This window comes from Thermoflexus hugenholtzii JAD2, assembly GCF_900187885.1.
GTDB classification, from domain to species: Bacteria; Chloroflexota; Anaerolineae; order Thermoflexales; family Thermoflexaceae; genus Thermoflexus; species Thermoflexus hugenholtzii.
On sequence record NZ_FYEK01000071.1, the window covers coordinates 61,048 to 77,574 of the forward strand.

The 16,527-nt window shown below is 62.3% G+C and carries 16 protein-coding genes; 15 read left to right on the forward strand and 1 reads right to left on the reverse strand.

Going from position 1 to position 16,527, the window contains the following annotated elements; translation table 11 throughout:
• The first annotated feature begins 2 nt into the window (after window positions 1–2).
• From csx7 to CFB18_RS12990, 12 genes are all read left to right on the forward strand, one after another.
• Window positions 3–899 carry a type III CRISPR-associated RAMP protein Csx7 gene (gene csx7, locus CFB18_RS12935; RefSeq protein WP_088572213.1) on the forward strand — a complete coding sequence of 299 codons (897 nt, stop codon included), beginning with the start codon at window positions 3–5 and terminating at the stop codon, window positions 897–899.
• Window positions 892–1,779, forward strand: coding sequence for an RAMP superfamily CRISPR-associated protein (locus CFB18_RS12940; protein WP_088572214.1), 888 nt, complete (start codon window positions 892–894; stop codon window positions 1,777–1,779). The genes csx7 and CFB18_RS12940 overlap by 8 nt, the downstream gene beginning before the upstream one ends.
• Window positions 1,779–2,237: a hypothetical protein gene (locus CFB18_RS12945; RefSeq protein ID WP_088572215.1), complete on the forward strand. Its 459-nt coding sequence runs from the start codon at window positions 1,779–1,781 to the stop codon at window positions 2,235–2,237. Before CFB18_RS12940 ends, CFB18_RS12945 begins: the two co-directional genes overlap by 1 nt.
• The gene (locus tag CFB18_RS12950; protein ID WP_088572216.1) at window positions 2,215–3,204 is read left to right on the forward strand and encodes an RAMP superfamily CRISPR-associated protein; all 990 of its coding nucleotides are present in this window, start codon (window positions 2,215–2,217) and stop codon (window positions 3,202–3,204) included. Before CFB18_RS12945 ends, CFB18_RS12950 begins: the two co-directional genes overlap by 23 nt.
• Entirely contained in the window at window positions 3,204–3,497 is a 294-nt protein-coding gene (locus CFB18_RS12955; protein WP_088572217.1) for a hypothetical protein, read from the forward strand. The genes CFB18_RS12950 and CFB18_RS12955 overlap by 1 nt, the downstream gene beginning before the upstream one ends.
• Complete coding sequence (locus tag CFB18_RS12960; RefSeq protein WP_088572218.1) at window positions 3,469–3,984, forward strand: PIN domain-containing protein; 516 nt, start codon at window positions 3,469–3,471, stop codon at window positions 3,982–3,984. Before CFB18_RS12955 ends, CFB18_RS12960 begins: the two co-directional genes overlap by 29 nt.
• Entirely contained in the window at window positions 3,981–4,979 is a 999-nt protein-coding gene (locus tag CFB18_RS12965; protein WP_088572219.1) for a CRISPR-associated ring nuclease, read from the forward strand. Before CFB18_RS12960 ends, CFB18_RS12965 begins: the two co-directional genes overlap by 4 nt.
• A 187-nt stretch (window positions 4,980–5,166) precedes the next feature.
• On the forward strand, window positions 5,167–6,135 hold the full coding sequence (locus tag CFB18_RS12970) for a hypothetical protein (protein ID WP_088572220.1): 969 nt from the start codon (window positions 5,167–5,169) through the stop codon (window positions 6,133–6,135).
• A gap of 55 nt (window positions 6,136–6,190) precedes the next feature.
• Complete coding sequence (locus tag CFB18_RS12975; protein WP_200808221.1) at window positions 6,191–7,714, forward strand: hypothetical protein; 1,524 nt, start codon at window positions 6,191–6,193, stop codon at window positions 7,712–7,714.
• A complete protein-coding gene (cas7i, locus tag CFB18_RS12980) occupies window positions 7,711–8,766 on the forward strand; it encodes a type I-B CRISPR-associated protein Cas7/Cst2/DevR (protein ID WP_088572221.1) in 1,056 nt (351 codons plus the stop codon). The genes CFB18_RS12975 and cas7i overlap by 4 nt, the downstream gene beginning before the upstream one ends.
• Window positions 8,745–9,491 (forward strand): CRISPR-associated protein Cas5, encoded by a 747-nt coding sequence (gene cas5, locus CFB18_RS12985; protein ID WP_088572222.1) that lies wholly within the window; start codon window positions 8,745–8,747, stop codon window positions 9,489–9,491. The genes cas7i and cas5 overlap by 22 nt, the downstream gene beginning before the upstream one ends.
• Window positions 9,443–11,716: a CRISPR-associated helicase/endonuclease Cas3 gene (locus CFB18_RS12990; RefSeq protein ID WP_088572223.1), complete on the forward strand. Its 2,274-nt coding sequence runs from the start codon at window positions 9,443–9,445 to the stop codon at window positions 11,714–11,716. The genes cas5 and CFB18_RS12990 overlap by 49 nt, the downstream gene beginning before the upstream one ends.
• Before the next feature lie 139 nt (window positions 11,717–11,855).
• On the opposite strand, the gene CFB18_RS12995 is transcribed toward CFB18_RS12990, so the two are convergent.
• A complete protein-coding gene (locus CFB18_RS12995; protein ID WP_088572224.1) occupies window positions 11,856–14,036 on the reverse strand; it encodes a WD40 repeat domain-containing protein in 2,181 nt (726 codons plus the stop codon).
• Between the two features lie 462 nt (window positions 14,037–14,498).
• On the opposite strand from CFB18_RS12995, the gene CFB18_RS13000 reads away from it, so the two are divergent.
• From CFB18_RS13000 to cas1b, 3 genes are all read left to right on the forward strand, one after another.
• A complete protein-coding gene (locus CFB18_RS13000) occupies window positions 14,499–15,065 on the forward strand; it encodes a CRISPR-associated protein Cas4 (RefSeq protein ID WP_088572225.1) in 567 nt (188 codons plus the stop codon).
• A 125-nt stretch (window positions 15,066–15,190) separates the two neighbouring features.
• A complete protein-coding gene (locus tag CFB18_RS13005; protein WP_088572226.1) occupies window positions 15,191–15,406 on the forward strand; it encodes a hypothetical protein in 216 nt (71 codons plus the stop codon).
• 124 nt (window positions 15,407–15,530) lie between these two features.
• The gene (gene cas1b / locus CFB18_RS13010) at window positions 15,531–16,526 is read left to right on the forward strand and encodes a type I-B CRISPR-associated endonuclease Cas1b (RefSeq protein ID WP_088572227.1); all 996 of its coding nucleotides are present in this window, start codon (window positions 15,531–15,533) and stop codon (window positions 16,524–16,526) included.
• The last annotated feature ends 1 nt before the right edge of the window (window position 16,527 follow it).

The following is a 16,527-nucleotide window of genomic DNA, read 5'->3' on the forward strand; positions in this document are numbered from 1 at the left end:
CCATGCACTCGTTCTGGCACTTTGAAAACCGCTGGTTGATTACCGCGACCCTGCGGATGAAGACCGCCCTTTCTGTGGGCACCCGCGCGTCGCTCATGCCTGCAGGCTCTGACCTTCCTGTTATCAAGACCCCGGAGGGCATCCCCTTCATCCCAGGCTCCTCGCTCAAGGGTGTTGCACGCGCGTATGTGGAGCGACTCCTACGCACGGTGGACAAGCTCGGGCAGACCCACCAGGATGAAAGACTCTGGGCATGTGACCCGCTGGATGAGAGTGAGTGCTGCGTAATCGCGAAATGCTGTGAGCATTGTGAAAACTGTAAGGGGAATTGCTGTCACGATTGCAGCCGGTGCAAGAACTGTATGGTCAAACGTGCAATGCAGAATAACCGGCTTGACGATGAGAAGCTCACACAGGAGATCTGGCAGCGCTCCTGCACCGCCTGCCGGCTCTTCGGCTCCCCCTGGCTGGCGTCGCGGATCTCGTTTCAGGATGCCATGCTCTTGAATCGGGAGAGCCTGCTCCGGCTCACCGAAATCCGCGACGGTGTGGGGATTGACCGCGACCTGGGCTCAGCGAAAAGCGGCATCAAATATGACTTCGAGACTGTGCCTGCGGGAGCGGAGTTCGGCATTACCATCGTGGTAGAAAACGCCGACGAATGGGAGGTAGGACTGTTGCTCCTGGCGCTGGAAGCGATGCGAAAGGGCGAACTCCCCGTGGGCGGCAAGACCACACGCGGTCCTGGCTGGGGAGAAATTGTTGACCTCAAAATCCAGAAGGTGGGCAAGGAAAACCTCCTGGACTACCTCACAGGCATGGGACAACCTGCGGAGATTTTGCATTCGGAGCTTTTGCAGAGACTCGTAACAGCCTTGCAAGGAGGGAGCCATGCATAAGCGCCGCTGGAACGCTCTGAAGCTGGAACTTGTGATCGAGCCCCGAGCCCCGCTGCTCATCAAATCGGGGCTGACTTCGCCGAACCCTTCTCTTCCTGACATGCAGTTCGTGCGCACGATGACACCCCGGGGCGAGATGGTCTTCATCCCCGGTTCTTCACTCAAAGGGACGTTTCGGAGCTTTACGGAGAAGGTGCTGCGGACCGTAAAACCTGATGGCGCCTGCGAGCCGTTCCCCTCCAGCCCAAGTTACTGCGTCACTCGCTACCGGTTAGCAGACGAAGAAGATCCGGCGAAGGTCTATCAAAAGTCCTGCCGCGCCTGCAAGATCTATGGAAACACCCGTCTTAAGGGTCGGCTCTCCTTCACAGATGCCTTTCCCGAGGGGACGGTCAAGACCGAAACCCGCCACGGCGTGGCGATCTCCCGATTGACGAATGCGGTGGCCGCGGGACCCTTCGACATCGAGGTGCTCGTGCAGGGGCGATTCCGGACTGCGCTTGTGCTGGAGAACTTTGAAGCCTGGCAGATGGGGCTCCTGGCGCTGACGCTCCAGGCAATCAATGACGGGCTGGTGAAGCTGGGCTTCGGCAAGAACCGGGGATTCGGCGAGGTCTCCATGACCGTAGAGCAAGCTGTCGTGGTGCTGGCTAAAAAGCCAGACCTTCTTCGCAACGCCATTTGGGGCGTAGGAGCCTTTGTGGACGAGGGGGAACGCCAGGCTTACGGGCTTCGGGAGGCAGACCGGCTGGAGGAGCTGCCCGAGGGGGCGGAGACGGATCTTGCCGTCTTCGTCCAGCGCACCTACGACCGAGAAGCATGGCAGAGGGTGGCTGAGAAGGCGATTGAATCCCTCACGCAGGTGCTGGAGGCAGCATGATGCGGGGATGGGTCTATTCGGGCGAGCTTGGCACGGACGAGCTCGCGCAGCTCATCGAGCGGCTTCCTAAGCGTGTGATCCTGAGCTGGGAGCTTGCGCGGCTGGATTTTCCGAAGGGTCTGGAGCTTCGCGATGCCGGGTGCGCATTTAACCGTGAGGCGGAAATCCGCTGGGAGAAGATCGCCGAAAGGCGCTGTCGGGTTTGGGTCCTGAGCGACAGCGAGCGCAACGACCTGCCCGATACCCTCAAGTCCGTCGATGGCGACTGGGAGATCTCGGAATGCGAGACCCGGCTGATCAATCTGGAGGACAAGCGATTTGCGCCACAGTTCGATCTGTACCCAGTGGCAAACAGACCAGAAGCCCAGCTGATGTGCCGGGTGTTTTATCGGGATAAGATCGCAACCTTTGTGAGCCCGCGGGAGGTGAAGACCGATGCCCAGGAATCCGAATGCTGAGCCAAAGCCCTTTGTGTTGGTAGAGATCCCCAAGGAGGCACCAGACCCCCGACCGGTGGCAACGCACGAGAAGTTCGCGGGGCTTACCGGGCGGCTGGAGATCTCCTTCACGGTGGTCTCGGAGTATCTCTTCGTGGGCTCCGGTTCCTATGAATTCGACCCAAACCATAGAAATCAGCGCCCCGACGTGTGGTACACCTTCTACCGCCGAAACGGTCAGCTCTGCGTGCCGGGCACCAGCCTCAAAGGCGCCATCCGAGCGATTGTAGAGGCAATTTCCAACTCATGTGTCTCGCAACGGCATCGTAGGGAAAACTTGCGTTCCAGTCATCATCAGCCCTGCCGGTTTCGCGACATTGGAAGCCGGCTCTGTCCCGCTTGTCGCCTTTTCGGGACAACCGGCTACCGAGGGCGCGTGCATTTCACCGACTTCCTGCCCCAAGGGGAGATAAAACCCGAGATCGTCAAAATCGGCGAGCTCTGGGAACCCAAGCGCTATGATCCGACAAAGCGTCGCTTCTACGAGCGCAAGACCTTTCAGCCGGTAGGAAGTCTCGCTCCCCAGCAGGGCTTTCGCTTTGTCGAAGCGGTGCAGAAAGATTCGAAGTTTCACGGAGCCCTCCTGTTTGAGAACCTGAGTGAAGCAGAGTTGGGGCTTCTCCTGCATGCGCTGGGATGGGAGCCCGAAGCGAACGGGTACAGAACGGCTTTTACCCCCAAGCTGGGCGGCGCCAAGCCCCGGTGCTTTGGTTCAGTGGAGTTCCGCCCGGTGCGGCTGCGGCTCTGGAGCGGAGGTGTGAAGGGCTTGCTGGCTCCCCGGGAAGTGCAGGGCAAAGACCTGCTTCCGCTCCTTTCCCGGTATCTGCAGGTATGCCGGGATAGTCGGTTGCTTCATGAACCGTCGTGTGCTGCCTTGAAGGAAGGTTTGAAACCCAAGAGCGAGCGGTGTCCTCGGGAGGTGTACTGATGACGACGGATGAGAAGGTAGAACTTGCGCAAAAAATCGCGGGGAAGCTGGTTGGTATTACCCCCTCTGAGTGGTCCAAATGGTGCTTATATGCTCAGGAGAAGGGGCTAGAGAAGGCGATTCAACTTGCTCGGGTTATGCAACAATCAGCTTCTTTAAGACCAGGCCCCAAACAGGCTTATCGCACTATCAGCCAGGTTATACCTGCTTTTCAGAAAGAATTAGAGTCATTGCCTCCCAACGCACTGATGGAGGTCCTGGGTTATGTACGCCAAGCTGTTATCGCCCGCTAAGCAATCACTCTCGGACAAAGTTTTAGTTGATAGCACGATATTTATAGATTATGATCGTTACTGCGAAGTAGCAATATCATGGTGGGAGGAAACTGTGTCAAGTGGAGTGAAAATATTTCTTTCAGAGATTTCCTTAATGGAAGTATACAAAGGAATCGCGCGTTCATCTCGCTCAAGAGGTGAAAAGCTCGCGGAATTCGAAACAAGAATTACGAAAATGAAAAAAGAAAGGAAAATACATCGTATTCTCCCTATTAATTCTTCGGTATTCCGGAAAGCTCGCGAATTGCTGAAGGACTATTGCTTGAGACATACCCCGCCACAGTGTAGAGGAAGAATGGAAGCTTTAATATGCGACATGTTGATTGCTGCTACAGCTCTGTTGAATAGCCTTCCGGTTGTAACGTTAAATGACGAGGACTTCGAGTGGATAAAAAGTCATGGACTGCAGGTCATAAAACCCTACGAGCCTGAGGAGGTGCCATGAAGAAAGTCCTTCTCGCCACGCTGGGAGAAGCCCCGGCGGTCGTCACGGAAGCCATTGACCGCCTGCAGGCGGACGGTGTCGCCATTGATTTCGTGGTCATTTTGACAACCAAAGACACCTATGCCCAGAGCGCCCTTCACCTTTTATCTGAACACATGCCAGCTTACTACGGCGGGAAGGTAACGCTTCTGGATGCCCGCATTCTGGAAGCCTTCTACGACGTGGACTCCGATACGGCTGCGCTGGAGTTCATGAACCATGCCTGCGCCGCCCTGAGGGACTACCGCAAGAAGGGCTGGGAAGTCTACGCTTGCATCGCCGGCGGGCGCAAGGCGATGTCAGCGCTGCTGGCATTGGCCGTCCAGTTCTACGGTGCTCAGCGCCTCTTCCACGTGCTCGTCGAAGACCCGGTGCTGGAGGAAGAGGGGCATATTCTCAAGCTCCAGAACATGAAAGACCAGAGCCGCGTGCTTCATCCGCCTATCGAGCAGATCAAGCTGGTGAATTTGCCCTTCATCGGGCTTTTCCCACTTTTAGGGGACATCATTTCCGGGCTGAAGGGCCGATCGGTGCGTTCTGAGGTCAAGCAGCTTCTTGAGCAAAACGGCTTGCTTGATGTTGATGCTGGCATCCCGACTCCCCTGGGGCAGATGGTCTTGCAGGTGCTGGAGAGCGTGGAAGCCTTGCCTGAACCCCGTGCAGGCGAATGTGAGAAGAGCCTGGCGCGCAAGGAGCCGAAGGAAGCTGAGGAAACCCAAAAGTGGGCGGATCGCCTGGCTAACCGCTTTCTGTTTATCGAACGCATTGAAGACATCGGCTGGCGGGAGGGCCAGCCCAAAGTCAGGGCAGAACCGCCGAACACGCTCTTTGTCTTCTTGCCAGGGCGAAGGGTCCGCGGGATCGGCTTTCGGCTCACGACCACTGCACAAACTCCCGGTCAATTGGAGCGCGCCCGCCAAGAAATCGAGCGCTGGATCGATAAAGAGGTACGCTGATAGGAGAAGAGTGGCGCAAGGGAGAACCGGTCGTTCGAGCTCAGCCGCCGAATGCGCTGATCGCAGGGGTCCGATTGCACATCGATATCTTGTTCCGCCTCCGGCTCGTCATCGCCACCAGCCCGGGCCAGCTGGAGGCGATCCGCCGGTATGTGGGACGCTCCATCTGTCGCGGGGAGGATAGGCCATGGGGGTCTACCACCTGATGGGCCTGGGGCTTTCCCCGGGCACGGTGATCGGGCCGTTGACCTACCTGGCCCACCGCTACCAGCGATGGAACCACGAGGATCAGGCCTTCTTCGCTGGGTCCGGCGAGGCCGCTCCGCGCCAGGCGGATCAAAAAGTGGGGGACATCCAGGCCCTCGTGCTCTTCACCACCCGCGAGATCCTCCAAGGCGACCGCCCCTCCCTCGAATACATCGAGAACCCGCCCGGTCGCGTGGCACAGGAGCCGCTGCAGGAAGGCGGGCCGATGAAAGAGGTGCTGCGCACGCACCTGCGCCGGGAATGGCCGGCCATCGCCGGCGGACGCACGGAGGGAACGGTGTTCTGGTGCGAGGTGGACCGTCGGGATATCCGCACGACCTATGAGCGCGTGGCCCGGGTGGTGGCCGCCCTGGCCGGGGTCGGCGGCCAGGGGAAGGAGATGTGGATCAACCTGACCGGCGGCAACAACGTCATGAACTTCGCCCTGGAGCTGGCTGCCATCCTCTCCGGAGACGTGGCCCGTCTTTACTACGTCCAGGCCGCCGATGAGCGGGCGGAGAAATGCCTCCGCTTCACTGCTGAGGACGGCTACTGGGTGGATCTGCCCATCCTCCCCCTGGGCCTGGGACGGCTCCGCCGGGCCATCCTCGAGGTTCTGACAGCACACGGGCCGCTTCCCCTGGAAGACCTTTACGCCCGCCTTCGAAACGAATACTGGGATCTGAGCCGGGGCCTGGACGCGCCGGAAACCCTGCGACGGGAGCATCTAACGCCGCTCTGGAAGGGACGGTTCATCCAGGAGACCGCGCAGGGCTACGCCATCGGCCCCCAATGGGAGCTGATCCAGCCTTACCTGCAAACCCTGGAGGAAGCGCGCGCCGAAGGACGGACCATCGAACAGCTGTGCGAGAAGGAGCCCTGGATCGAGCAGGAGGTGATCCACTTCTGATAGAGAAAGCCAGGATTCGAGAAAGAGCAGGCCCACCGGCTTGTGGAGGAAGGGCATGAAAGGGCGTAAAGCGATGACCCATGCTTCTCCCGGGACCATCCGTCTTTCCCTCGATCGACCCACCAGCAACTTCTGGGTGGATACAGGGCTCGTTGTGCTCCTGGGGCACTTCGGCGAAGGGGAACACCCGATAGATGAAGTCCTGGAATGGCTTCAGGGCCGGCTCCTTCAACCCACAGGCAATAAGGGGTTGTATTACGACAAGGCAACGGGGGAGATCCGAGAATATGACAAGATGAACTGGGTCTACCCGACAAACCTCTTCATTAAAGTATCCGGACAGGCGCCCAAAATCAAAATCGATGGACAAGACTACTTTGAGCACCCGCCCAGGTTCGAACTCAGCCTCAAGCTCAGCAAAAAGCCGGATATCTGTGACATCTGCGGCGACAACGCTCCGCTAACGAACGCCGCCATGTGGATGTATCCCTTCGTGGTGGATCCCCAGAAGTTCGGCACGTTCTACCCGGGAACAAAGCGAGGCCTGCAGCTGTGCGCCCGCTGCGCCCTGGCGGGGCTGGCCGGATACCTGGGCTGGTTGTGGAAGGCCCAGAGGAACGTCCTCCACTTCTTCATCTTCCACTCCAGCTTAAGGGAACTGAAGCGGCTTCACGAGGAGATCCTGGAGCCCCTTCGCGTGGGTGGCGGGCGGGGCGGGACAGCGCCGGTCGCCTTCGCCGGCCCCTATCTGCACGAGACCGCATGGGGTCTCCTGCTGGCCCTCTTCTCTCACGTGCGGCAGTCCGATCAGCTCTCCCTCGAGGCTCGACAGCTGCTGGCCTCACTGCTGGGGGCCGTCGGGGCCGATCCACCTCCTGCTCCCATCACCCTTTACGCGGTGATGGGCACGCCCGGACAGGCCTTCAGTATGAAGGCCATGCGGGAGTTCTCCAGGCTGCACCGGCTCTATCGACTCTATGAGAGCTGGATCGAACATCTGCGAGCGACCGGCATAGAGACTGTCAGGCCCCACCAGCGCCTCGTGGACATCTTCCGACAGTTCGAAGCCCAGCAGGGGCAGGACCTGGAGACGATCTGGAGGGATCGGATCTCGTGGGCCATCCTGGAGTTCAACGATCCCTCGCCCTTCGTGGAGCAGTTCCTGTATGAGGCCCGCGCCCGGGAGAAGAACCCTCGACCGCTGATATGGGGAACGATAGAGATCCTGAACCACTACCTGAAGGAGGTGTTTGACATGGATGAGCAATTCCAGCGCACGCTGGCCGGATTCGGACACTCCCTGGGGTCGGCTGCGGAGCAGCATAACGAGATGGGGCTGCTGTATGCCCTGCGCAACGCCAAGAACCCGGAGGATTTCTACCGGGTTCTCAACGATATCCAGTTCCGGCTTCAGCTCACCATCCCGGAGGCTCTCCTGCGCATCGAACGCGGCGAGCGCATCGCCGGCGTCCCATGGGTGCGGGTGAAGACATTGCTCTCAATTTACGCGATGAACGCTTTCCTTCGTAAAAGGGTTCCGCAGCAGGAGCCATCTCAGAGCAAGGAGGCCCAACCATGAGCAAGGCCCTCGTCATCGGTTATCTGGCCAAAGTCTCAGCGGCCAATGTGAATGCTTCCCACACGGAAGGCAATGTGGTCGTCACCAAGAAGGTGACGCTGCCCGACGGAAGCACGATTCCCTACATCTCCGGGCAGGCGATCCGGCGGATGCTCCGGGATCGCCTGGAGGAGCTTGGATACCCGCTCTCGGAACCATTCGCCCAGGTGAGCGGGCAGGAGGTCACGCCGCCCGTGCGCCCCTGGGAGTTCATCGACGAGGATCTGTTCGGCTACCTGGATCCCTCCGGCGGACGACGGCGCACCTCTCCGGTACGCGTGTCGGCAGCAGTGGGGCTCTTTCCCTTCCAGGGCGACCGAGACCTCGGCACCCGCTCCTTCGAGCGCTTCGGACAGGCGATGGCCGCCGGTGGCAACATGTTCGAGACCGAGCTCTACGCCAACCTCTTCAAGGGCACAATCCTCGTGGAGCTGGACCGGGTAGGAAAATGGAGGAGCCGGTATGAGCTGATTCAGCCGAGCTCTAAAGAGAAAGAGTCCGATCGAGAGAAGGAGGAAAAGAATCGGGATGAGCAAAAGAAACATGAATTACAGGGGAACGCATTAGTTAGGATCCAAGATTTATCCCCTCCGTTAAGGGGATTCTTGGCAGAACTGATTCCTCAGGAAAAGCAAAGGCGCCTGCAGACGCTCCTGGAAGCCCTCAACCTCCTCTGGGGAGGGGGACGCACGGCGCGGATGCTGGCCGATCTTTCGCCGAAGTTCTTCGCTTATGCCCGGCTGAGGGTGAAACATCCTGTCTTCCTGGAAGCAATGGTCGCACACTATGAGGACGGCCGATACCTCCTGGACCAGGTCCCGCTGAAAAACGCGCTGGAGAGGTTCGCCCCCTATCGGGAGCGCGTGATCTTCGGCGTGGAGCCCGGGATCTTCGGGAACGAGGAGGAAATCCGGCAGGCCCTCCAACCCTATGGAGAGGTCCTCTCTGTCCATCATGCTCTGAAGAAAGCCCAGGAGGATGTGAGCCAGCTATGGAACGGATCCTCGTCGTGATGGTTCGGGCGCCGGTGGTCTCCTTCCGGCGCCCGATGGATCACAACTATCAGCGAACGCTCCCCATGCCACCGCCGACGACGCTCCTGGGCATCGCCGGGGCAGCGCTGGGGCTCTCGGATCGGGAGCTATGGGCGCAGGATAGCCCGATGCGGGATCTCCGGGTCTCGGTCTGGATCGAGGGAGAGACCGGCCGCGCCTATGATATGTGGACCGTTCTTAAGATCAAGGGCGGCAGGATCGCCGAGCGCTCTCCGTATTTCCGCGAGCTGCTTTTTTTCGCCGATTACACCCTCCTCTATGGCGGGAGGGAGGAGCTCCTGCGCCGTCTGGAACGGGCCTTCCAGGATCCCGTTTATGCACTCTCCCTCGGTCGCGAGGATGAGCTGATGCTCATCGAGGATATCCGGTGGGGAGAGGCCGCGCCCGGGGAGCCCCGATTCCGGGGAACAGTCCTGCCGGTGGATCTGCGCCAGACGCCCGGCGCCCGGCCTATCCTCACGCCCGGCGCTTCCTTCGAGCCGCCGGTGGTGGAGACGCTTCCCCTACGCTTCCGGGTGGACACAAAGGGCATTCGACATCCTGAATCCTCCATCCCTCTCACGTTCCTTCCGTTAAGCCTGGAGCTCGAGGTTCCCGGCATGCCAGCGCTTCAATGGGAGGGGAGGAATTTCACATGGCTGAACTCCTCGCCAAGCCCGACGTCCCGCTCCTCTTCCACTTAGAGGAGGTCATCCGCCTGGGAGCGGAGATCGCGGAACGCATGCGGCTCCCCCCTCGCCTCCGGGCCAAAGCCCTTCTGGCGTGCGCCCTGCACGACATCGGGAAAGCCACCCGGGGCTTCCAGGACTACATGCGCGCCCTCCGCATGGTCCAGGAAGCGGAACAACGCGGGGCACCTGCCCCGGAACAGGAGTGCCTGCGACGGATCGCCCGCCAGAGGAAAGCGCGGGCCTACCCTCACGCCCTGGCTTCCCTGCCTATCGCGCTCGCGGCAGAGGGCAATCTGCCCTCAGGCCCGGGAGAAAGTCCCAGCGCCTTCGAGGCCACCGCTGCGGTGCTTTCCCATCATTCCCCACTGGGACCGGAGCTCTATAAGGGCTATGAGAGTCTCCCCGATTATCTCTGGGATGACCTCCCTGATCTCCTGCGTGCTCTCTGGGAGCTCATGTATGAGCACGGCGTGGATGAGCTCCCCGCGCTGAAGGATATCGAACCCCAGATCCGGATCCTCGCTCGCCAGACGCCCGCTGCCCTCCTGGAGCAACCTCTCTCCTTTGGAAACGAATCCCGCACGCTGCGGGGAATGCTCCAGCGCCTGCCCCCCCAGGATTTCGCCCGGGTGAAGACCGTGCTCCATCTGGCCGACTGGCTGGCCTCCGCGAAATCCCCATGTCCTTCGGCACTGTTCCTCAGCGCCGGAACCCTCACCGTCCAGCGCTCCATGGAAACCCGCGGGCAGTCGCTCCGGGATTTCCAGCGGAGGGCACAATCGGCCGCCGACCGGGAGATACTCCTGCTTCGAGCGCCAACAGGAACCGGCAAGACGGAAGCCCTGCTGCTATGGGCCGGCCGGGCGGAACGGATCATCTACCTCCTGCCCACCCAGGCGACGACCAATGCGATGTGGCGGCGCCTGCGTGGGATCTACGGCAATGACGCGGTGGGGCTGGCCCACGGACGGGCCAGCTATATGCTCCGGCGGGAGTTCGATGAGGATCCCCTGGACCTCCGACTGTTCGGATCGGTCTTCGCCAAGCCGGTGACCGTGGCCACCCTGGATCAATATCTCTTGGCGCACCTTCACGGACGGCACTGGGAGGAGCGGCGGAGCCTCGCCCGGGGCGCTACGCTGATCCTGGACGAGATCCACGCGTATGAGCCTTATACCCTGGGGCTGCTCCTGGAGGCCCTGAGCCGGGAGCCCCCAGCCCGCCTAGCCCTGGCCAGCGCCACCCTTCCCGATCCCCTCCTCCAGCTCTTCCCCCCCGGAGAGCCAGTGGATGCGGAACCGGACCTCTGGGCGCGACGCCGCCATCGCATCCGGCTCTGCGGGGGGCGGCTGACGGACCATGGCCTCGAGATTGCCATGGATCTGGCCCGGAAGGGGAAGACTGTCCTGGTCATCGCCAACACCGTGCGGGACGCCCGGCAGCTCTACCGTCAGCTCCGGGAAGCGCACCGGTGGCCTCAACGGGCCCTCCTCCATTCCCGTTTCACCCTCGCCGATCGCGCACGGAAAGAGGAGGAAGCCCAGCGTCCCCAGCCCGGGACGATCCTCATCGCCACCCAGGTGGTAGAGGTGAGCCTGGACATCTCCTACGATGCGATGATCACCGAGATCGCCCCGATGGACGCCCTTGTGCAGCGGATGGGGCGAGTGAACCGTCAGGGGATCCATCCCCCCGCCCCGGTCTGGATCTGCCAGGACTGGTCGGAAGGTGCCCAGCGGGTCTACGGGCGGGAGATCCTTCTATGGAGCCGCGAGCTCCTCGAAGCGCTCCCCGAAACCCCCAGCGACGCGGATCTCGCTCACGCTGTCCAGCAGCTCTACGAGCGGGTCATGAGCGACCCCGCATGGCAGCGGGAGCTGGAAGACGGCCGGACTGCTATGCGGGAGATCCAGCAGATCCTCGGATGCTACACGATCGACCTGTCGGACGAGGAGATGAAAAACCGGTTCACCGCACGCCGGGGAACCCTTTCCATCGAGGTGCTGCCGGAGGTCCTTGCCTCGGAAGCGGATGCCCTGCGGGAACGGGGGGAGATGTGGAGGCTCCCGGAACTGCTCGTTCCCGTGCCCATTTACTGGTTGAAAGAACATGGGACCTTCTTCACCCCGCGGACGGATCTCGGCTGCTTCCAGACGGCGCTTCCCTACCACCCTGAGGAGGGGCTTCAGGAGCCGGAGCCGCAGACGGCCGGGCCGCGGGGGGTCATCGTGGAGTGAGAACGCCGCCCTTCCCATGCCATTCGGCAGATGCCTCCTGTGGAAGGCGCGAAACGCCCATTGCCCATATCCTCACCAGGGCTGGATCTCGAAACACCGGTGGGGCGGCCTTCTCCAGCCGCCCCACCGAACCCGACCCTCACCGCACGCCCCAGATCTCCACAATCCCCTCCGCGCTCCCTATCATCACCCACCGATCATCAGGGGACAACGCCATCCAGAGCAGCGAGAAGGGAACCGGACGCTCCCATACTTTCTGCATCCCATTGAGATCAAACGCCTGCAATTGCCCTTCCCTTTTGAGCCGCCATCGCAATGACCCCTCCCCTCGCCGAAGAACACGAACGGATTGCGCCCCTGCCAGCAGCAGTGATCCATTCCCGACCCGCTGAACGTCGTGCACCCAAAGCTCTTCCTCGCTATGCAGAGAGCGCATCGCAACACTAGGGCCCTCCATCCGGAAAACCACAAGCTCATCGAGGAGATTGTTCACCACCCCCATCCGGAGATCAGGCCACCAGTAAATCGATGTGAGGTCATAGGCTGACCGGATGCGCGGACTGGCTACTTGCTGCCCGCCCGGGATCGAGAAGATGAACGCGTAGCCGGAGGATCCAGAAAGCATATGCACGATCAGATGGTCGGAGAACCATTCAAGACGATAGATGTTCCCAAAGTTCTGACGATCGCTCAGGGTGTTCTGGATGTTGCCCTCGTGATCCATCACCCAGATCCGGTTATACTCGCCGAAACGGGTGTCCTGTCCGCGAAGCGGCGCGACGGCGATCCACTGGGGGGAGACGGCACCGATCAGCCGCAGATCCCGGGGAACCGGAAGGGCGCGCCGCCAGACCGGGGCCTTCCCCTCAACCGGCCAGAGCATCACCGTGTTCTCCCGCAGGCCGATCAGGCCCCGACCCTGCCCATCCGGGCCCAGCCACGTGATATCCCGCAGCTCCAGCCGCCCCACGGATTCTCCGTCCTCCAGCTTCAGGAACTCAGCCCCGCCGTCCTTCAGCGCTGCAGCCACCCATCGCCCCTGGGGATCCGCCCAGGCGGATCGAACGGGGGATTTCAGCGTCCGCTGCCATCGGAGGCGTCCGGTGGCGAGATCCAGCAGCGCCACTTCCGGATCCCAAGGCCCCAGAGGCTTTGAGCTCAGAACCACCGCGCGCTGCTCCCAGAGAGGGATTCCGAAATCCGTCATGGGGTGCGCCCGCCGCCCGAGAAGCTCGCCGTCCGATAGCGAGCGGGCCTCCAGGCGATTGAAGTCGGCGAGGTAAGCCCGGCCGCCTGTTTCGTCAAGGCGCACGTGGAAGAACGGCCGGTCCAGCAGGGTGTTCACCACCGATTCCCCGCTCTCCCAGCGCAGGACCTGGAGGCGCGTCCCTCCGCCTTCTTCGGACAGAATGGCCAGAAACGATGCGCTGCCATCCATCCCCCGAACGCCTGACCGGCTGAGCCGCCGAAGCGTCTCCGCACGCCCCCCGGAGGGATCGAGGCGGAGAACAACCACGGCATCCCTCCCGGCTACGGCCGCATATCGCGCCTCCGGATGCAACGCAACCGACCACGGGCTGGTGAAGGGAACCGTGAAACTTAAGATCCGGGCGCCCGACGGAACCTCATACAGGCCCCCGACACCCTGATTGTCCACTGCCAGCGCCCAGCGACCGTCCGGGCTGAGCTGCCCACTATAGTCTTTCTGGGGAAGTACCCCCACCGGCGACGACACCGAACCATCCGCCTCCCAGATCCGCAACCCATCGGCCAGCACCGCCGCGCGTTGCCCCTGAGGGTCCAGGAACGCCAGCGCCTTGATGGACTCCGATATCCTCGCCTCGCCGCGGATCTCCCCGCGGCTCAGATCCACCCGCCACAGATCCCCCTCGCTGGTTCCCACGGCGGCCGTCCGATGGTCTCCACTGACCGCCAGGGCGGTCGGAAACTCCGTGCCCGCGGGGAGCGGAAAGAACTGTCGGATCTCCAGGTCGGACGGGGATATGACCATGACTTCCACCCCCACACCGATCAGGGCCTCGGAGGTCGGCCACAGCCTGTGCCACATCGGCCACTGGGCCCGCCAGATCGGCTGCAGGCGGGGGAGGTTATCCAGAGAGATGGGCTCCCCACCGGCTGGCACCGGATGCCCCAGGCCCGGCAACGCCGGTGTAGGGGTGGGAGCCGCCATGGTCGGGGCCGGAGCCGCCGTCGGAGAGGCCGGTCCGGCCGTCGCCGGCCCCGGCGCCGGACGCGGACGACACGCCGCAACACTTAGAATCAGAGCCAGAAGAACCCAGACGATGCGAACATGCCTCATTGTAAACCTCCCGGGACACAGGATGGTGGGATGGAGAGAGGCTTCCTAACCTCACGTCCGATGAGGGAGGCCTCCCCACAACGCGCCGCAGGCTTGCCCCCCTCAAGACCCCGGAGGGAGGGAACGCGCTCTCATTTAAGATGATAGACAGTTCGCTTCACCCTCCCCTCCAGATCGCCCTCCTATCAGGGACCAAGACATATCACCCTGGATTGGGGAACGAGCCCCTCCGGTTCTCCGGCGAGCACGTGTAAGGGTAACGTGGGTCCGCAAACCCCGCCTCAGGTCCTCCCCGGATTCCCACCGTGGCTTCGCCGGATCCGAAACCCCAGGGCGATCCCTGAGCGGATTCGGGGGGAAACCGGATGCACGCTGCGCACACATGGGCTACGCTTGAAGAGGGCATTGCATATTCCGTGTCGTAAGCATGCGGCGCCCCGGGTGGGAGACGAGGAGGAGCTCGTGGATCCGGAGCGCGAAGAGGAGCTATGGGATTTCCTTCGCCAGGCGATGCGCCTGAGCGAGGACGATTTCGAGCGCCTCAAGGTCGGCGGGCTCAAGATGAACTACCTGCGGGTCTGCCCGCGCAAGCTCTGGCTCTTCGCCCATCAGGTCCGCCTGGAGGCCGACGCTGAGGCCGTGGCCCTGGGCCGCCTCACCCATGAGCGGGCCTACCGCGACCGGCCCCGCCGGAGCCTGCTCCTGGAGAACCTCCTCGCCATCGACGTCCTGGAGGGCGAAGGAACTCTCCTCGAGATTAAGCACGCCCCGACCTTCATCGAAGCCGCCCGGCTGCAGCTGCGCTACTATCTCTACTTCCTGGCCCGCCGGGGAGTCCACCTCCGCGGGGAGCTGCGCTTCCCCCGCCAGCGCCGGCGGGAGACGGTGACCCTGGACGCGGCGGCGGTGGCCGAGGTGGAGGCCGCCCTGGAGGAGATCGCCCGCATCGAAGCCCTCCCCATCCCGCCGGCCGCCCCCTGGATGCCCGCCTGTCGTCGCTGCGCCTACGCCCCGCTGTGCTGGGGATGAGCGGCAAAATCTCCGACGAAGAGGACCGATCGTTGCACAAACCCAGCATCAGGCGAAAATGAACCAAGACCGAAGAACCAATCTCGCCCGTCCGGCTTCGAACCCAGAAATGGGAGGGATCGCGGATGATCCGAGATCGCCGGACCTGGGAAGCCTTTGAGGCGGAATGGCAGCGCCGGAACCCACCGGATCTTGAGCTTCATTTTCGCATCTTCGATCGTATGCTGGAGCTCGCCCGCGCGCTCCATGCCTGGCCGCCCGCGGATCCATTAGAGGGCTTGGAAATCGATCTCCAGCTCGCCCGGGCGATCAATGCCGATGTCTGCTTCCCTGCTGAATAGGCTGGGGCGCGCTGGATCAAGAGGGCTTGCCCTATATGATCATCGGCGGGCAGGCCGTTTTGCTGTATGGGGAGCCGCGACTGACGCGGGATGTCGACATCCCGAGAAGCGGATTTAGGGAACGATGGGACGCGCGTATTATCTGTTCCGCAGCGGGCGTCTGCGGCGGCGCCAGAACACGCTCTACCTGGAGTGGGAGGCCGACGGCCAGACCCAGCGCCAGGCCATCCCCGTGGAGGATGTGGAGGCCCTCTTCGCCATGGGGGAGCTGGACCTCAACACCCGCCTCTTGAGCTTCCTGGGCCGCCACGGGATTAGCCTGCACGTGTTCAACTATTACGGGTTCTACGTGGGCTCGTTCTACCCCCGGGAGACCCGGGCCGCCGGACAGGTGGTGGTGGCCCAGGCCCTCCATTCCGCGGATCCCTCCCGCCGGCTCGCCCTGGCCCGAGGCTTCGTGGAGGGCGCCCTCTTCCACATGCGCCGCAACCTGCTCTACTACCGGCGCCAGGGTCTGCCGGTAGAGGAACCCCTAACCGCCATCGAACAAGCTTTGAGGGAGATCGAAAGCTGCCCGGACGTGCCGACCCTGATGGGCCTGGAGGGACAGGCCCGGGATGCCTACTACAGGGCCTTCCCGGCCATCCTGAATCTGGAGGGGTTCCGCCGCAGCCGGCGGCCGCCGGAGAACCCGATCAACGCCCTGCTCTCCTTCGGCAACGGCCTCCTCTATGCAGCTACCTTGTCCGAGCTCTATCACACCCCCCTCCACCCGGCCATTAGCTTCCTCCACGAGCCCTCCGCCGGGCGCTTCTCCCTGGCCCTCGACCTGGCCGAGCTCTTCAAGCCGCTCGTGGTGGACCGCATGGCCTTCACGCTGATGAACCGGAACGCCCTGAGCGAGGAGGATTTCCTGGAAGAAGTCGGCTTCTGTTACTTGAAGGAGGAGGGGCGCAAGAAGGTGGTGGCGGAGTTCGAGGAGCGGATGCGGGAGACCGTGCAACATCCCCGCCTGAAGCGCCCGGTGAGCTACCGGACTCTGATCCGCCTGGAGGCCTACAAACTGGTCCGACATCTGCTGGGGATGGAGCCCTACGAGCCCCTGAAAGCGTGGTGGTGAG